The 14,808-nt window shown below is 75.1% G+C and carries 13 protein-coding genes; 12 read left to right on the forward strand and 1 reads right to left on the reverse strand.

Going from position 1 to position 14,808, the window contains the following annotated elements:
- The first annotated feature begins 8 nt into the window (after window positions 1–8).
- From ACWDCZ_RS24920 to ACWDCZ_RS24930, 3 genes are read left to right on the forward strand one after another with little or no spacing between them, the layout of a single operon-like run.
- The gene (locus ACWDCZ_RS24920) at window positions 9–1,586 is read left to right on the forward strand and encodes a peptidoglycan-binding protein (protein WP_449817006.1); all 1,578 of its coding nucleotides are present in this window, start codon (window positions 9–11) and stop codon (window positions 1,584–1,586) included.
- Complete coding sequence (locus ACWDCZ_RS24925) at window positions 1,583–2,311, forward strand: ABC transporter ATP-binding protein (RefSeq protein WP_449817007.1); 729 nt, start codon at window positions 1,583–1,585, stop codon at window positions 2,309–2,311. Before ACWDCZ_RS24920 ends, ACWDCZ_RS24925 begins: the two co-directional genes overlap by 4 nt.
- Window positions 2,308–3,567 carry an ABC transporter permease gene (locus tag ACWDCZ_RS24930; RefSeq protein WP_449817008.1) on the forward strand — a complete coding sequence of 420 codons (1,260 nt, stop codon included), beginning with the start codon at window positions 2,308–2,310 and terminating at the stop codon, window positions 3,565–3,567. The genes ACWDCZ_RS24925 and ACWDCZ_RS24930 overlap by 4 nt, the downstream gene beginning before the upstream one ends.
- 42 nt (window positions 3,568–3,609) lie before the next feature.
- Here ACWDCZ_RS24930 and ACWDCZ_RS24935 read toward each other — a convergent pair whose 3' ends face one another.
- Window positions 3,610–4,260 carry an ATP-binding protein gene (locus ACWDCZ_RS24935; protein WP_449810627.1) on the reverse strand — a complete coding sequence of 217 codons (651 nt, stop codon included), beginning with the start codon at window positions 4,258–4,260 and terminating at the stop codon, window positions 3,610–3,612.
- Window positions 4,261–4,489: 229 nt separating this feature from the next.
- On the opposite strand from ACWDCZ_RS24935, the gene ACWDCZ_RS24940 reads away from it, so the two are divergent.
- From ACWDCZ_RS24940 to ACWDCZ_RS24980, 9 genes are all read left to right on the forward strand, one after another.
- The gene (locus ACWDCZ_RS24940; protein ID WP_079272020.1) at window positions 4,490–5,314 is read left to right on the forward strand and encodes a hypothetical protein; all 825 of its coding nucleotides are present in this window, start codon (window positions 4,490–4,492) and stop codon (window positions 5,312–5,314) included.
- Between the two features lie 185 nt (window positions 5,315–5,499).
- On the forward strand, window positions 5,500–6,246 hold the full coding sequence (locus tag ACWDCZ_RS24945; RefSeq protein WP_449817009.1) for a YcnI family copper-binding membrane protein: 747 nt from the start codon (window positions 5,500–5,502) through the stop codon (window positions 6,244–6,246).
- A gap of 78 nt (window positions 6,247–6,324) precedes the next feature.
- The gene (locus tag ACWDCZ_RS24950; protein ID WP_049660017.1) at window positions 6,325–6,984 is read left to right on the forward strand and encodes an SCO family protein; all 660 of its coding nucleotides are present in this window, start codon (window positions 6,325–6,327) and stop codon (window positions 6,982–6,984) included.
- Window positions 6,981–7,496 carry a copper chaperone PCu(A)C gene (locus ACWDCZ_RS24955; RefSeq protein WP_053112532.1) on the forward strand — a complete coding sequence of 172 codons (516 nt, stop codon included), beginning with the start codon at window positions 6,981–6,983 and terminating at the stop codon, window positions 7,494–7,496. Before ACWDCZ_RS24950 ends, ACWDCZ_RS24955 begins: the two co-directional genes overlap by 4 nt.
- A 13-nt stretch (window positions 7,497–7,509) precedes the next feature.
- Window positions 7,510–9,546 carry a FixH family protein gene (locus ACWDCZ_RS24960; RefSeq protein ID WP_449817010.1) on the forward strand — a complete coding sequence of 679 codons (2,037 nt, stop codon included), beginning with the start codon at window positions 7,510–7,512 and terminating at the stop codon, window positions 9,544–9,546.
- Between the two features lie 14 nt (window positions 9,547–9,560).
- Window positions 9,561–10,907 carry an iron uptake transporter deferrochelatase/peroxidase subunit gene (efeB, locus tag ACWDCZ_RS24965; RefSeq protein ID WP_449817011.1) on the forward strand — a complete coding sequence of 449 codons (1,347 nt, stop codon included), beginning with the start codon at window positions 9,561–9,563 and terminating at the stop codon, window positions 10,905–10,907.
- A gap of 160 nt (window positions 10,908–11,067) precedes the next feature.
- Window positions 11,068–12,003, forward strand: coding sequence for a prephenate dehydratase (pheA, locus tag ACWDCZ_RS24970; protein WP_049652857.1), 936 nt, complete (start codon window positions 11,068–11,070; stop codon window positions 12,001–12,003).
- 507 nt (window positions 12,004–12,510) lie between these two features.
- Window positions 12,511–13,785, forward strand: coding sequence for a serine--tRNA ligase (gene serS / locus ACWDCZ_RS24975; RefSeq protein ID WP_074002021.1), 1,275 nt, complete (start codon window positions 12,511–12,513; stop codon window positions 13,783–13,785).
- A 49-nt stretch (window positions 13,786–13,834) separates the two neighbouring features.
- Window positions 13,835–14,680, forward strand: a complete 846-nt coding sequence (locus ACWDCZ_RS24980; protein ID WP_049652861.1) for an HAD family hydrolase — start codon at window positions 13,835–13,837, stop codon at window positions 14,678–14,680.
- The last annotated feature ends 128 nt before the right edge of the window (window positions 14,681–14,808 follow it).

A 14,808-nucleotide genomic window follows, 5' to 3' on the forward strand; every position in this document is an offset into this window, starting at 1 on the left:
TGGAAGCCGTGGAAACACCCGAGCCCGAGGCCACCGCAGCGGAACCCGCCACCCCGGCCGGGTCCACCCCGCGTCGACGGCGGCGGCTGATCGTCGTGATCGCCCTGGTCGCGGCGGTCACCGCCGGGGGCGGGATGTGGGCCGCCACCCTGATCCGCTCGCCGGAGCAGGCCGCCGCCGACGCCAAGGCGCCGCCCGCCTCGGTGCTCACGGCACCGGTGGTGCAGCGGGTGCTCTCCAACACCACGGTCCTGCGCGGGGTGTTCACGGCCGGCCAGTCCTTCCCGGTACAGCCGGGCGCGGTCTCGGCCAGCGCCGGCGGCCCGGGCGGCGGCACCCCGATCGTGACGGCGCTGAAGGTCAACAGCGGGGACGCGGTGGACTCCGGGCAGGTGCTGGCCGAGGTGTCCGGACGGCCGGTGATCGCCCTGCCCGGCTCGACACCCGCCTACCGCGACATGGCACCGGGCGAGTCCGGCGGCGACATCGGCCAACTGCAGGACGTGCTCCGGGACATGGGGTACTACCCGGGCGGCGACGACAAGGGGTACTTCGGGGCCGCCACCAAGGCCGCCGTGGCCAGGCTCTACCAGAAGCTCGGCTACCCGGCGGCCACCACCGGCGACCAGACCGCCACCGCCGTCCGGACCGCCCAGCAGGCCGTGGACCAGGCCAAACAGGCCGTCCGGGACCTGGAGAGCCAGCCCGCCCGCGGCGGCGGCGAGCCGACCGCGGCGGCCACAGCGGCCACCACGGCCCCGGCGGCCGGCAAGAACGGCGCACCGGCCCCGGGAGCCACCGGGACCGGCGCACCCGCCGGTGGTGCCGGTTCCGGTGGCGCCGGTTCCGGTGGCGCCGGTTCCGGTGGCGCCGGTTCCGGTGGTGCCGCCGCGCTCGCCCGGGCCCGCGCCGATCTCACCGCCAAGCAGCAGGACCTGGCCCGCGCCCAGGCCAAGGACGGCCCCCAACTGCCCGCCGCCGAGGTGGTCTTCCTGCCCGCGCTGCCGGCCCGGGTGGGCGCCGTCGGCGCCAGGGTCGGCGACAAGGTGACGGCCCCGGTCCTCACCCTCACCGCCGGCGGCCTCAACCTGACCGGCCACCTGCTCCCCGGCGACGCCCCGCTGGTCAAGCCCGGCATGGACGTCACCGTGCTGTCCGAGACCACGGGCGTCCAACTCACCGCCAAGGTCGGCTCGGTGGGCGCGCTCGTCACCCCGGGAAGCCCCGGTGGCGGCGGGGGTGGAGGCGGCGCCGCCAGCGCGGCACCGGCGGCCCCGGGCGCCGGCACCGACCCCTACGTCCCGCTCGTCGTCACCCCCGACGCCCCCTGGGACCCGGCCCTGGAGGGCCAGGACGTCCGGATCACCGTGGTCGCCGCCTCCACCCAGGGCGAGGTGCTCGCCGTGCCCTCCTCCGCCATCAGCTCGGGCGTCGACGGCCGGACCTCGGTGTCCGTCGCGGGCACCGACGGCACCCGGCGCACCGTGGAGGTGACGGTGGGCGTCGCCGCGGACGGCTTCGTCGAGGTCAAGCCCGCCGCCGGAGCCGAGCTCAAGCCCGGCGAGCAGGTCGTGGTCGGCCGGTGAGCGGGGCCGGGACAGACCGCGCCGGAGCCGACCGCGACACCCCGGTGATCCGGCTGCGCGGGGCGTTCCGCACCTTCCCCGGCCCACCGCCGGTCACCGCCCTGCACCCCCTCGACCTGGAGGTCGCCCGCGGCGAGTACGCCGCCGTGATCGGCCCCTCGGGGTCCGGCAAGTCGACCTTCCTCAACCTGCTCGGCCTGCTCGACCGGCCCAGCGGCGGCACGTACGAACTCGAGGGCATCGACACCGGCGCGCTCTCCGAGGCCCGCCGCACCGCGCTCCGCGGGCGCCGGATCGGCTTCGTCTTCCAGTCCTTCCACCTGCTGCCGTACCGGACCGCACTGGAGAACGTGATGCTCGCCCAGGTCTACAACGGATCGGCCAGGGCGGGCCGGGCCGACGCCGCCCGACGGGTCCTGGACCAGGTCGGCCTCGGCCACCGGGCCGAGGCCCTGCCCTCCAGGATGTCCGGAGGTGAACGTCAACGCGTCGCGGTGGCAAGGGCGTTGGTGAACCGGCCGTCGCTCCTGCTGTGCGACGAACCGACCGGGAACCTCGACTCGGCGACGGCCCTGCGGGTCATGGAACTGTTCGAGGAACTGCACGGGAGCGGCCTGACCCTGCTGGTCATCACCCATGACCGCGAGGTCGCCGAACGGGCCCGGCGGACCATCACCATCCGGGACGGCCGGCTGAGCGCGACCGGGGCGGCGGTCGAACGGTGAGGAGGCGCGCCACGTCCACCGAAGTCCCGCTCTCCCGGCTCGGGTTGACCGACCTGCTGAGCGAGGCACTGTCCGGCATGGTGCAGCGCCCCGGCCGGTCGGTGCTCACCCTGCTGGGCACCGTCCTCGGCGTCGGCGCCTTCGTCGCCGTCCTCGGGCTCACCTCCAGCGCCACCGGCCAGATCGGCAAGCGCTTCTCGGCCCTGCAGAACACCACGGTCACCCTGGTCGGCAGCGGAGCGGAGGTGGTCCTCGGCAACGGCCAGCACCGCGCCGCCATGGACTTCCCCGAGGACGCCGACCGCCGGGTGGGCCGGCTCAACGGCGCGGTCGCGGCCGGGGTCTACTGGAGCGCGCCGCTGACCGAGCCGAAGATCTCCACCTCCCCGGTGCCCGGCACCGGCTCCGGCGCCGGGCTCAACGTCCTGGCGCTCTCCCCCGGCGGCTTCGACGCGATCGAGGCCCGGGTCTCCGCCGGCACCGTCTACAACGCCTTCCACAGCGAACGCGGCCTGCGGGTCGCGGTCCTGGGCTCGGCCGCCGCCGGACGGCTCGGCATCAGCCGCCTCGACGCCCACCCCGCGGTGTTCGTCAACGGCGTCGGCTTCACCGTCATCGGCATCATCGACGGCAGCGCCCGGCTGCCCGAGACCGCGCTCGACGTCATGGTGCCCACCACCACCGCGCGGACGCTCTGGGGCAACCCGCCGCCCGGGGAGAACGGCCGGGCCCGGATGGTGGTCCGCACCCGGACCGGCGCGGCCGCCCTGGTCGCCTCCCAGGCCCCGACCGCCCTGCGCCCGGAGGCCCCCCAGGACTTCGAGGCCCTCGCCCCGCCCGACCCGCACACCCTGCGGGACTCCGTCTCCACCGACCTCACCGGGCTGTTCCTGCTGCTGGCCGCCATCTGCCTGGTGATCGGCGCGGTCGGCATCGCCAACACCACGCTGGTCGCCGTCCTGGAGCGCACCGGCGAGATCGGCCTGCGGCGCGCCCTCGGCGCCCGGCCCCGGCACATCGCGGCCCAGTTCCTCACCGAGTCCACCGTGCTCGGCACCCTCGGCGGGCTGATCGGCACCGCGATCGGCGTGGCCGTCGTGGTGCTGGTCGCGCTGGCCCGCGACTGGACCGCCCTGCTCCAGCCCTGGACGGTCCTGCCCGCACCCCTGGCCGGCAGCCTGGTGGGCCTGTTGGCCGGCCTCTACCCGGCCCTCCGGGCCGCCGCCGTCGAACCGGCCGAAGCCCTGCGCCACTGACCGCCCCCGGCTCCCCCGCCGTCCCCTACAACGCCACCCGCCCTACGAAGCCGCCCGCAGCAGCGCGTCGTCCTGCCACTTGAGGATCTTGTCGAAGCTGACGATCGCCCCGCGCAGCGGGTGGTTGCGCAGCTGGACGTGGTCGGTGAGGGCGTGGATGAGGAAGAGGCCGCGGCCGGACTCGGCGGTGAGGTCGGGGAGGGTGTCCAGGTCGACCGGGCGCAGGGTGGGGACGCTGGGGCGACAGGGCAGGACGTGGGTGTCGTACGGGTGGCCGTCACGGCGGGGGCCGTACGCGGCGAGGACGCGGGCCGGGACGGTGGCGCGGCCGCGGCGGGTGCGGCGGGGCGCCCGGCCGGCCACCGCCGGACGGGCCTGGTCCGGCGCGGGGGTGCGGCGGACGGCGGCAGCGGCCCCGGCGGGGGCGGGGGCCGGCAGGCCGGGGCCCGAGTCGGTGACCTCGATCCGCAGCCGGTCGCCGCAGATCGAGGCGGTGACCTGGAAGCCGTCGTCGGGCCGCCCGGTGGCGCCGTGCTCGACGGCGTTGGCGCAGGCCTCGGTGAGGGCGACGCCGAGGTCGTCCGCGATCTGCGGGTCGACGCCCGCGGTCGCCATCGCACCGAGCAGGATGCGCCGGGCCAGCGGAACGCTGGCCGGGTCGCGCTTGAGGTGCAGAGTCCACCAGATGTCCACGGGAGGTCCCTCCTGGCTGCGGCTCCACATACAACTAGGTATCTCCGGGCGATTCCCCGGCGAACCGTGCCCGGGGGCCGCTACCGCCCGTTCGGCGGATGGACCGGGGGCCGGGGTCTGTGCCGGGCGACGCGTACGCCCCCTCGCACGCGCCGCCGAAAGGGGCATTCGTAGGGATTTCCCACCCTGCCCGTGTCGGCGGCGTACGCAATGAGAGGATGGCCCGGCCATGACTGCCCTCGCCGCCGCCCCGCTCCCGGGCGCCCCCGGACCGGCCCAGCCGGTGGGGTCCGCCGCCTGGGACCTGCGGCTTGCCCGGGCGGTCCCGTTCGCGCTGGTGTGCACCCTGATAGCCGCCGCCGGGCACGCCCTGGCGGGTGGCGGGAACGTGCCGCCGACCGCACTGGCGCTGGGCTTCGCCGCGGTGCTGGCGTTCGCGGTGGTCTGCGGCGGGCGGGAGCGTTCGCTGGCGGCCATCGCCGGGGCGCTCGGTGCCGGGCAGCTCGGACTGCACTGCCTCTTCCACGGTTTCAACGGTTTCGGCGGCTCCATGGCCGGCATGCACCACGGGGGCTCCGGTCCGCTGACGGTGCCGCAGGTGGCCGGCCGGCTGATCTGCAACGAGGCCCGCCCCGGCACGCTGCTCGGCCTGCCGGGCAGCCCGTCCCCGGAGCAGCTGGTCTCCTCCGCGGGCCTGGACCCGCACGCGTTCGCCGCCGCGCCCTGGTGGCAGGCCGGGGTCTTCGGCATGACGCCGTCGATGCTGGCCGGGCACCTCGGCGCCGCGCTGGTCGCGGGCTGGTGGCTGCGGCGCGGCGAGGCGGCCCTGTGGCAGCTGCTGCGGGTGGCCGCCACAGCCGCCCGGGAGCACTGGGCGGCGCCGCTGCGTACGGCGTTCGCGCTGGTGGCCGCGTTGCTGCGCGGTCTGTTCGGGACGGCCGGCCCGGCCCGCCGGTTCGGTGCCCGGGGCGGGGAGAGCCCGCTCCCGGCGGGTGCCGTGCTGCGGCACAGCGTGGTGCGGCGCGGCCCGCCGTGCGGGGCCCTCGCGTACTGACCGGCGTTTCCTGGCGGCCCTCGGCCGTCCCGGGTGCCCGGCGTGCGTACCGTCCGGCCGTTCCCCCGACCACCGGGGCGGCCCGAGGCTCCACCCCCACGTCCCCACCCCCGCGGCCCCCGCGGCACGGCTCCCGTCCGTCGCCGGTTCCGGCTGCCGCCGAGCTCCGATCGGAGACCCGCATCATGCGTTCCCTTCCCGCCCGCCGTCTCGCCGCCGTCGCCCTCACCGCCGCCGCGTCCGTGGTGGCGCTGGCCGGCCCCGCCTTCGCGCACGTCACCGTGAACCCGGGTGCGGCCGCCCAGGGCGGCTACACGGCCGTCGACTTCCGGGTGCCGAACGAGAGCGACACGGCGGGCACGGTGAAGCTGGAGGTCAACCTCCCGCTGGACCACCCGCTGGCCTCGGTCCGGACCCTGCCGCTGCCGGGCTGGACCGCCGCGGTCGAGAAGGCCAAGCTCGACAAGCCGATCAAGGTGCACGGCAACGACGTCACCGAGGCCGTCTCCAAGATCACCTGGACCGCCGACGCCGGCACCAAGATCGCCCCCGGCCAGTTCCAGGAGTTCCGGGTCTCGCTCGGCCCGCTGCCGACCGACACCGACAACCTGGTCTTCAAGACCCTCCAGACCTACGACAACGGCGACATCGCCCGCTGGATCGACGAGACCAAGGACGGCCAGCCCGAGCCGGCCAAGCCCGCGCCCGTCCTGAAGCTCACCAAGGCCGCCGAGGGTGACGGCCACGGCGTCACCGCCTCCCCGGCCGCGGGCGCCCACGGGGGCAGCTCCGACCAGGCCGCCGCCGGCGACACCAAGTCCAGCGACTCCACCGCCCGCACCCTGGGCGTGGTCGGCATCGTCGTCGGTGTGATCGGCACCGCCGTCGGTGTGCTCGGCCTGCGCCGCAAGAGCGGCAACACCGCCTCCTGACCCCACGCCGGCGGGGCCCGTACCCGGACCACGGGTACGGGCCCCACCGGTGGCCCACCCCGCACGATCGGAACTCCCATGCCCCGCACCACCCGCCTGGCCGGCGCGGCCGCCCTCGCGCTGGCCGCCGCCCTGACCCTCTCCGCCTGCGGCTCCTCCGGCGGCGGCTCCACCGCCGCCAAGGTCACCCGGCAGAAGGAGGACACCCCGTACCAGGGCACCAAGCTCGCCAAGAACTTCGAGAAGCCGGACCTCCAGCTGACCGACACCGCCGGCCAGCCCTTCGACCTGCGCCAGCAGACCAACGGCAAGGCCACCCTGCTGTTCTTCGGGTACACCAGCTGCCCGGACGTCTGCCCGACCACCATGGGCGACATCGGCGTCGCGATGAAGGCGCTCCCCGCGGAGGAGCGGCAGAAGGTCAACGTCGTCTTCGTCTCCACCGACCCGCAGCGCGACACCCCCCAGGTGCTGCGCACCTGGCTGGACTCGATGGGCAGCGACTTCATAGGCCTCACCGGGGACCTGGCCAAGGTGAAGACCGCCGCCAGGTCGCTCGGCATCATGATCGAGGACCCGGTCGTCAACGCGGACGGCACGGTCACCTCCACCCACGGCGCGCAGGTGCTGGCCTTCCTCCCCTCGGACGACAAGGCCCACGTGCTCTACATGAGCGGCACCGAGGAGAAGACCTACGAGCACGACCTGCCGCTGCTCGCCAAGGGGGTCGCGGCGTGACCCCGGCACAGACCGGGACCGGCCGCTTCCGCCGCAGCGCCCTGCTCGGCGCCGTCGTCGCCACGGCCCTGGGCGGCGGCGCCATCCTGGCCGCCTGCGGGACGGGCGGCGGCGCGGGCGGCCAGGACGGTGCCGCCGCCGGGCCGGCCCGGCTCAGCGTCGCCGACTCCTACATCCCGCTCCCCCCGGCCGGCGGCATGGCGGCCGGCTACCTGACCGTCCGCAACGACGGCGGTCAGGACCAGCTGCTCAAGGTGAGCAGCCCGGCCGCCGAGTCGGTCACCATGCACCGCTCGAGCGCGTCGACCATGGAGCAGGTGGACAGCCTCGACGTCCCCGCGCACGGCGCGCTGCAGCTCGCCCGGGGCGGCAACCACCTCATGATCATGGGATGGCAGAAGGCCCCGGTCCTCGGCGACGAGCTGGAGCTGGACCTCACCTTCGCCAAGTCCGGCACCATCTCGGTCAAGGTGCCGGTCAAGGAGCTCACCTACCGCCCCGGCCAGAGTTAAGGGGACCGCCACCATGCAGTCGGCCGGCCTGGAGAAGGCCACCCACCGCCGGATCGCCGGGGTGCTCGGAGTGCTCGGCGCGTTGCTCGCGCTGATGCTCGCGGGCGCCGGGCCGGCCTCCGCGCACGCCACCCTGGATTCCACCGACCCCCGGCAGAACTCGGTGGTCGCCACCGCCCCGCAGGCGGTGACGCTGACCTTCAGCGAGTCCGTCTCGCTCTCCAACGACTCCGTCCGGGTGCTCGACCCGGCCGGCAAGGCCGTGGACACCGGCAACCCGGCGCACGCCGACGGCAAGGGCAACACCGCCCGGGTCGGGCTGCGCGACGGACTCGCCAACGGCACCTACACGGTGGCCTGGCGGGCCGTCTCGGACGACTCCCACCCGGTCGGAGGGGCGTTCACCTTCTCCATCGGCGCGCCCTCGGACACGTCGGTGTCGGCCACCGCGCTCCAGGGCGCCGAGGCCGACGGCCTGGTCGCCGCCCTGTACGGCACCGGGCGCACCGTCGCGTACGCCGCCTTCGCGCTGCTGGTCGGCGTCGCCGCCTTCGTGCTGCTCTGCTGGCCGGCCGGCACCGCCCGGCGCCGGGTGCAGCGGCTGCTGATGACGGGCTGGACGGCGCTGCTGGTCTCCACCGTCGCGGTGCTGATGCTGCGCGGCCCGTACGAGCGCGGCTCCGGGATCGGGCAGGCCTTCGACCTGTCGCTGGTGCGCGCCACGCTGGACGAGCGGATCGGCACCGCGCTGGCCGCCCGGCTGCTGCTGCTCGCGGCGGGCGGGGTGTTCCTGTCGCTGCTGGTCGGGCAGCTGGGGCAGCCGCCGCGGCCGGTCGTGCCGAAGCCGCGGGACGAGGAGGAGGCCGGCACCGACGACCTCGCGCGCGGCGCGGCCGCCGAGGACGACGCCGAGGCCGCCGAGCTGCGCGAGCTGGAGCGGCGGGCCGCCGAACGGCCGCAGCGCGAGGCCCGGCTCGGCCTCGGCGTGGCCGGACTGGTGCTGGCCGTCGCCCTCTCGGCGACCTGGGTCGGCGCCGACCACGCCTCGGTGGGCATCCAGGTCTGGCTGGCGCTGCCGCTCGGCATCCTGCACCTGATCGCGATGGCGCTCTGGCTGGGCGGGCTGGCCGCACTGCTGGTCGCGCTGCGCGAGGGCGTCGGCGCCGAGGTCGTGGACCGCTTCTCGAAGATCGCCTTCGGCTCGGTGGCCGTGCTGGCCGGGACCGGGATCTACCAGTCCTGGCGGGGTCTGGGCAGCTGGGGCGCGCTGACCGGCACCGAGTACGGGCGGCTGCTGCTGGTGAAGAGCGGCTGCGTGGCCGCGATGCTGGGCGTCGCCTGGATCTCCCGCTCCTGGCTGGCCAGGCTGCGCTCGGCCCCGGCCGAGGCGGTCGAGGTCGCACCGGCCGAGCTGCCGGAGCCGGTCGCCGTGGCGGCGCACAGCGAGGACCCGGCCCGGCAGGCGCAGCTGGAGCGCCAGCGGGCCGCGCTGCGGAGCGCCGGACGCGACCGCGGGCTGACCCCGACCCGGGCCGGGCTGCGCCGCTCGGTGCTGGTCGAGGCGCTGGTCGCGGTGGCGGTGCTGGTGGTCACGACGATGCTCACCAACTCCCCGCCCGGGCGGGTGGCGGGCGAGGTCAAGGCCGGGGCGGCCGCCGCTCCGGCCGCCGGCGGGGCCGCCGCGGCGCCGCAGACCGAGCCGGGCCGCACCGTCGACCTCAAGCTCCCGTACGACACCAAGGGCCGGACGCCGAACGCCAAGGGCACCGCGACCGTCACCCTCAACCCGGCCCGGACCGGGCCGAACGAGGTGAAGCTCGCGCTGGACGGCGCGGACGGGCAGCCGGTGGACGTCCCCGAGGTGGAGCTCGCCTTCACCCTGCCGGACCGCGACCTCGGCCCGCTGCCGGTCGCGCTCACCCCGGAGGGCACCGGCCGCTGGAGCGGCACCGCGCAGCTGCCGCTGGCGGGCACCTGGGTGGTGTCGGTGCAGATCCGCTCCTCCGACATCGACCAGACCACCCCGACCCAGCAGTTCAAGATCGGGTGAGCGGGGTGACCGACATGTCGACGGACCACGCTTCGACGGGCCGCAACCCGGCGGGCCACGGCCCGGCGGACCACGGCCCGGCGGACCACGGCCCGGCGGACCACGCTTCGACTGGGCCCGCGGGCTTCACCCGGCGGGCGCTGCTCGGCACCGCCGGGGCCGGGCTGCTGGTCGGGGCCGGCGCGGGCGTCGCCGGGGCGGTCGCCTACGACCGTCCCGACCGGAGCGGCCGGGCCGCGGCCGGCCCGGGCGGCGCGCTGGGCGCGGCCCGGGTGCCGTTCCGCGGCGAGCACCAGGCCGGGATCACCGACCCGCCGCAGGCCAGGGTCCAGCTGGCCGCCTTCGACCTGGCCGAGGGCGTCGGCCGGGACGGGCTGCGCACCCTGCTCCAGCGCTGGACGAAGGCGGCCGACCGGCTGACCGCCGGGGAGCCGTCCGAGGAGTTCGACAACCAGGTCGCGCTGGACGCCGGCCCCTGCTCGCTCACCGTCACGGTCGGCTTCGGCGCCACGCTGTTCGACAAGGCCGGGCTGGCCGACCGCCGCCCGCCCGGGCTCGCACCGCTGCCCGCCTTCCCCGGCGACGCGCTCGACCCGGCCCGCGGCGACGGCGACCTGTTCGTCCAGATCGGCGCGGACGACGCCCTGGTCGCGGTGCACGCCCTGCGGGTGCTCCAGCGGCTGGCGGCCGGTACGGCGGCGCTGCGCTGGCAGTCGACCGGCTTCGCCCGCACCCCCGGCGCCGCCGCCCAACCGGTGACCGGGCGCAACCTGATGGGCCAGATCGACGGCACCAACAACCCCCGGCCGGACGAGGACGGCTTCGCCGCCAAGGTGTTCTGCGCCGCCGGTGGCGACCAGCCGGCCTGGCTGGCCGGCGGCTCGTACCTGGTGTTCCGGCGGATCCGGATGCTGCTGGACAACTGGGAGGCGCTGCCGGTGGACCGGCAGGAGCGGGTGATCGGGCGGCGCAAGTCGGACGGCGCCCCGCTCGGCGCGCCCGCCGGGGCCGGCGAGCGCTCCCCGGTCGACCTCGCAGCGCAGGGCCCGGACGGCACCCTGGCGATCCCCGCCGACGCGCACATCCGGGTCGCCGCCCCGGCGGCCAACGGCGGGGCGGCGATGCTGCGGCGCGGCTTCTCGTACCACGACGGGCTGCTGCCGGACGGCTCACCGGACGCCGGGCTGCTCTTCCTCGCCTTCCAGAACGACCCGGGCAAGGGCTTCACCCCCGTGCAGCGCAAGCTCTCCCGGGGCGACGGCCTCTCCCGCTTCCTGCGGCACGAGGCGAGCGGCCTGTACGCGCTGCCGCCGGGCGCGCCGCCCGGCGGCTACCTCGGCCGGCAGCTGCTGGAGGGGTAGTTCCCCGGACGGTTCCCCGGGGGTCCGACGGCGGACCCCCGGGATCCACCGCCGCGGTCCCGGCCACTGGAACGCTTGGCCGCCGGGGCCGTTGAATCGTTAGGGTGACTGCTTCGGCACACCCTGCCCGCGCAGTACCCCGGAACCCCACGGAGGCGTCATGTCGGCCACCCGCTACACCTACCTCGGACCGGCCGGCACGTTCACCGAGGCGGCCCTGCACACCCTGCCCGAGGCGGCGACCCGGGAGCTGGTGCCGCTGTCCTCGGTGGCGCTGGCGCTGGACGCGGTGCGCGGCGGGGAGGCGGCCGGGGCGTTCGTCCCGATCGAGAACTCGGTGGAGGGCGCGGTCACCGCGACCAACGACGAACTCGCCTCCGGCACACCGCTGATGATCTACCGTGAGGTGCTGCTGCCGATTACCTTCGCGCTGCTGGTGCGGCCGGGCACCGAGCTGTCCGGGATCAAGACGGTGACCAGCCACCCGGTGGCCCAGCCGCAGGTACGGCGCTGGCTGGCGGCCAATCTGCCGGAGGCGGACTGGGAGTCGGCGGCCTCCAACGCGGACGGCGCCCGGCTGGTCGCCGAGGGCCGCTACGACGGCGCGTTCGCGGGCGAGTTCGCGGCGCCGATCTACGGGCTGGAGCCGCTGGTCAAGGAGATCGCGGACGCGAAGAGCGCGGCCACCCGGTTCGTCCTGGTCGGCCGCCCGGGGCGGGTCTCCTCGCCGACCGGCGCGGACAAGACCTCGATGGTGGTCTGGCTGCCGGACGACCACCCGGGCGCGCTGCTGGAACTGCTCCAGGAGTTCGCGGTGCGCGGGGTCAACCTGATGCGGATCGAGTCCCGCCCGACCGGCGAGGGCATGGGCAGCTACTGCTTCCTGATCGACTGCGAGGGGCACCTGTCCGAGCGCCGGGTCGGCGAGGCGATGATGGGGCTCAAGCGGATCTGCCCGCAGGTGCGGTACCTCGGCTCCTATCCGCGCGCCGACCGGCAGGAGTCCACCCACCGCCGACCGGGGACCTCGGACGGGGATTTCACCTCGGCGGCGGACTGGCTCTCCCGCGCGCTCGACGGCCGCGGGGACATCTGAGCTTCTCCTCGAGTCCTTCCGGACTTTTCCGACTGTTTTCGCCCGGCCCGGGCGGCCCGGGCGGGTGACCGCACCGTCGTCCACAGGGGCCGTCGGGGCCGGAGACCGCTGTCCACAGGGCTCCCCGCTGTCCACAGCCCGGAGTTATCCACAGGCCTGGGGATGAGTCGACAAACCGGTATAGCCATTGCCCAGACCCGGTCGGACCATCGGTTTGCGTCGCAGAGATGACCAATCGGACCAGAGTCACCCGGTTGCCAGCAAATCACCCGTCCGAGTGCTTCAATTCCCTCACCCGAGAAGGTTGATTGAGGTTTGAAACCTCAATTCCCTGGTTCGTTCACGCGGAAGGCAATCCTCCCCTTTGATCCACAGGTCCGGGGCCAGGCCTGTGGATAACCCGGCGACGGGAAGTTTCCCACAGGAGTTATCCACAGGCGCGGACGAGTTATCCCCAGGGAAAAAGCCGTACCGGTGGAGGAACGGTCTCCCGGTACGCTTGGGCCTGTGATTGACCTTCGCCTGCTCCGTGAGGACCCTGACCGAGTGCGCGCCTCGCAGCGCGTCCGTGGCGAGGACGTCGACCTGGTCGACGCCCTCCTCTCCGCCGATGAGCGGCGCCGGTCCTCGGGCAGCCGCTTCGACGAACTGCGCAGCGAGCAGCGGGTGCTCGGCAAGCAGGTCGCCCAGGCCAAGGGCGACGAGAAGGCCGCCCTGCTCCAGCGCACCAAGGACCTGGCCGCCGAGGTCAAGGCCGCCGACGCCGAGCAGGGAGCGGCCAAGGAGGAGGCCGACCGCCTGCTCCGCTCCCTGGCGAACCTCATCGACCCGGCCGCCCCGGTCGGCGGCGAGGAGGACTTCGTCACCCTCGAGGAGATCGGCACCCCGCGCGACTTCGCCGCCGAGGGCTTCGAGCCCCGCGACCACGTCGAGCTCGGCCAGATCCTCGGCGCGATCGACACCGAGCGCGGCGCCAAGGTCGCCGGTGCCCGCTCCTACTACCTGACCGGCGTCGGCGCGCTGCTGGAGCTCGCCCTGGTCAACATGGCGATCGCCCAGGCCACCGCGGCCGGCTTCATCCCGATGATCACCCCGACCCTGGTCCGCCCGGCCGCCATGGACGGCACCGGCTTCCTCGGCCAGGCCGCCGAGAACGTGTACCACCTCGCCGAGGACGACCGGTACCTGGTCGGCACCAGCGAGGTCCCGCTCGCGGCGTACCACATGGACGAGATCCTCGACGCCGACAAGCTGCCGCTGCGCTACGCCGGCTACTCGTCCTGCTTCCGCCGCGAGGCCGGCACCTACGGCAAGGACACCCGCGGCATCATCCGCGTCCACCAGTTCGAGAAGGTGGAGATGTTCGTCTACACCACTCCCGAGGACGCGGAGAACGAGCACCGGCGCCTGCTCCAGTGGGAGAAGGACTTCCTCAACGCGCTGGAGCTGCCGTACCGGGTGATCGACGTCGCCTCCGGCGACCTCGGCGCCTCGGCCGCGCGCAAGTTCGACATCGAGGCGTGGATCCCCACCCAGGGCAAGTACCGCGAGGTCACCTCGACCTCCAACACCACCGAGTACCAGGCCCGCCGGCTGTCGATCCGGATGCGCGAGGAGGGCAAGACCCGCCCGCTCGCCACCCTGAACGGCACCCTGGTCGCCGTCCCGCGCACCATCGTGGCGATCCTGGAGAACCACCAGCAGGCCGACGGCTCGGTCGTCGTGCCCGAGGCGCTGCGGCCGTACCTCGGCGGACGGACCGTCCTCGAGCCGGTCAAGTAAGCCGGCCCGCCCAGCACCACCTGCGACACTCCCGGGAGACGTACGGCCCATGAGCACCACCAGCCCCAGCCCCGTCTCCCCCGACGGTGGCGACCTGCCCTACCGGCTGGTCGCCACCGACCTCGACGGCACCCTGCTCACCAGCGGGGAGACCGTCTCCGAGCGCACCCGCGCCGCCCTGGCCGCGGCCACCGGCGCGGGCGCGCTGCACATCATCGTCACCGGGCGCTCCGCGGTCTGGGCCCGCCCGGTCTTCGACGAGATCGGCTACACCGGGATAGCGGTCTGCGGCCAGGGCGCCCAGGTGTACGACGCCGGCGCGCACAAGCTGCTCACCTCGCTCACCCTGGACCGGCGGCTCGCCGCGCTCGCGATCGAGAAGATCGAGGCCGAGACCGGCCCGCTGGCCATCGCCGCCAACCAGGACGGCCTCGACGGCCAGGTGCTGGCCGGCCCCGGCTACGAGCTGCTGATCGGCTCCGACCTGCCGGTCGTCCGGGTCGACCGCGGCGGGCTGTACGACTCCCCGCTCAGCAAGCTGTACATCCAGCACCACGCCCTCACCGACGACGCCCTCGCCGAGGCCGCCCGCCGCGCCGCCGGCGACCTGGTCGGCGTGGTGATGGCCGGCGCCGGCGTGGTCGAGCTGCTCCCGCTCGGCCTGTCCAAGGCCACCGGCCTGGCCGTCGCCGCCCGCCGCCTGGGCGTCCGCGCCGCCGACACCATCGCCTTCGGCGACATGCCCAACGACGTCCCGATGTTCGGCTGGGCCGCCCACGGCGTCGCCATGGCCAACGCCCATGAGGAACTCCTCGCCGTCGCCGACACCGTCACCACCAGCAACGACGAGGACGGCGTCGCCGCGGTCCTGGAGCACCTCTACCCGCAGCGCTGACGCCTCCGGCGCGGCCCTTGTGCGCCGTGCTCCGGGCTCGCACACCCCGTAACCCCGCCCGAAGCCGGAGAACCGCCGGCGCTCGGGCCATCCGCTGCGGCCTTCCGCCCCGCGCAGTTCCCCGCGCC

The sequence above is a fragment of the Kitasatospora sp. NPDC001225 genome, assembly GCF_053597855.1.

Excerpts from the sequence above, each read along its gene's own strand:
- ACWDCZ_RS24945 (WP_449817009.1), top strand. The coding sequence starts at position 5,500 with ATGCGTTCCCTTCCCGCCCGCCGTCTCGCCGCCGTCGCCCTCACCGCC.
- ACWDCZ_RS24980 (WP_049652861.1), top strand. The coding sequence starts at position 13,835 with ATGAGCACCACCAGCCCCAGCCCCGTCTCCCCCGACGGTGGCGACCTG.
- ACWDCZ_RS24950 (WP_049660017.1), top strand. The coding sequence starts at position 6,325 with ATGCCCCGCACCACCCGCCTGGCCGGCGCGGCCGCCCTCGCGCTGGCC.
- pheA (WP_049652857.1), top strand. The coding sequence starts at position 11,068 with ATGTCGGCCACCCGCTACACCTACCTCGGACCGGCCGGCACGTTCACC.
- efeB (WP_449817011.1), top strand. The coding sequence starts at position 9,561 with ATGTCGACGGACCACGCTTCGACGGGCCGCAACCCGGCGGGCCACGGC.
- ACWDCZ_RS24960 (WP_449817010.1), top strand. The coding sequence starts at position 7,510 with ATGCAGTCGGCCGGCCTGGAGAAGGCCACCCACCGCCGGATCGCCGGG.
- ACWDCZ_RS24940 (WP_079272020.1), top strand. The coding sequence starts at position 4,490 with ATGACTGCCCTCGCCGCCGCCCCGCTCCCGGGCGCCCCCGGACCGGCC.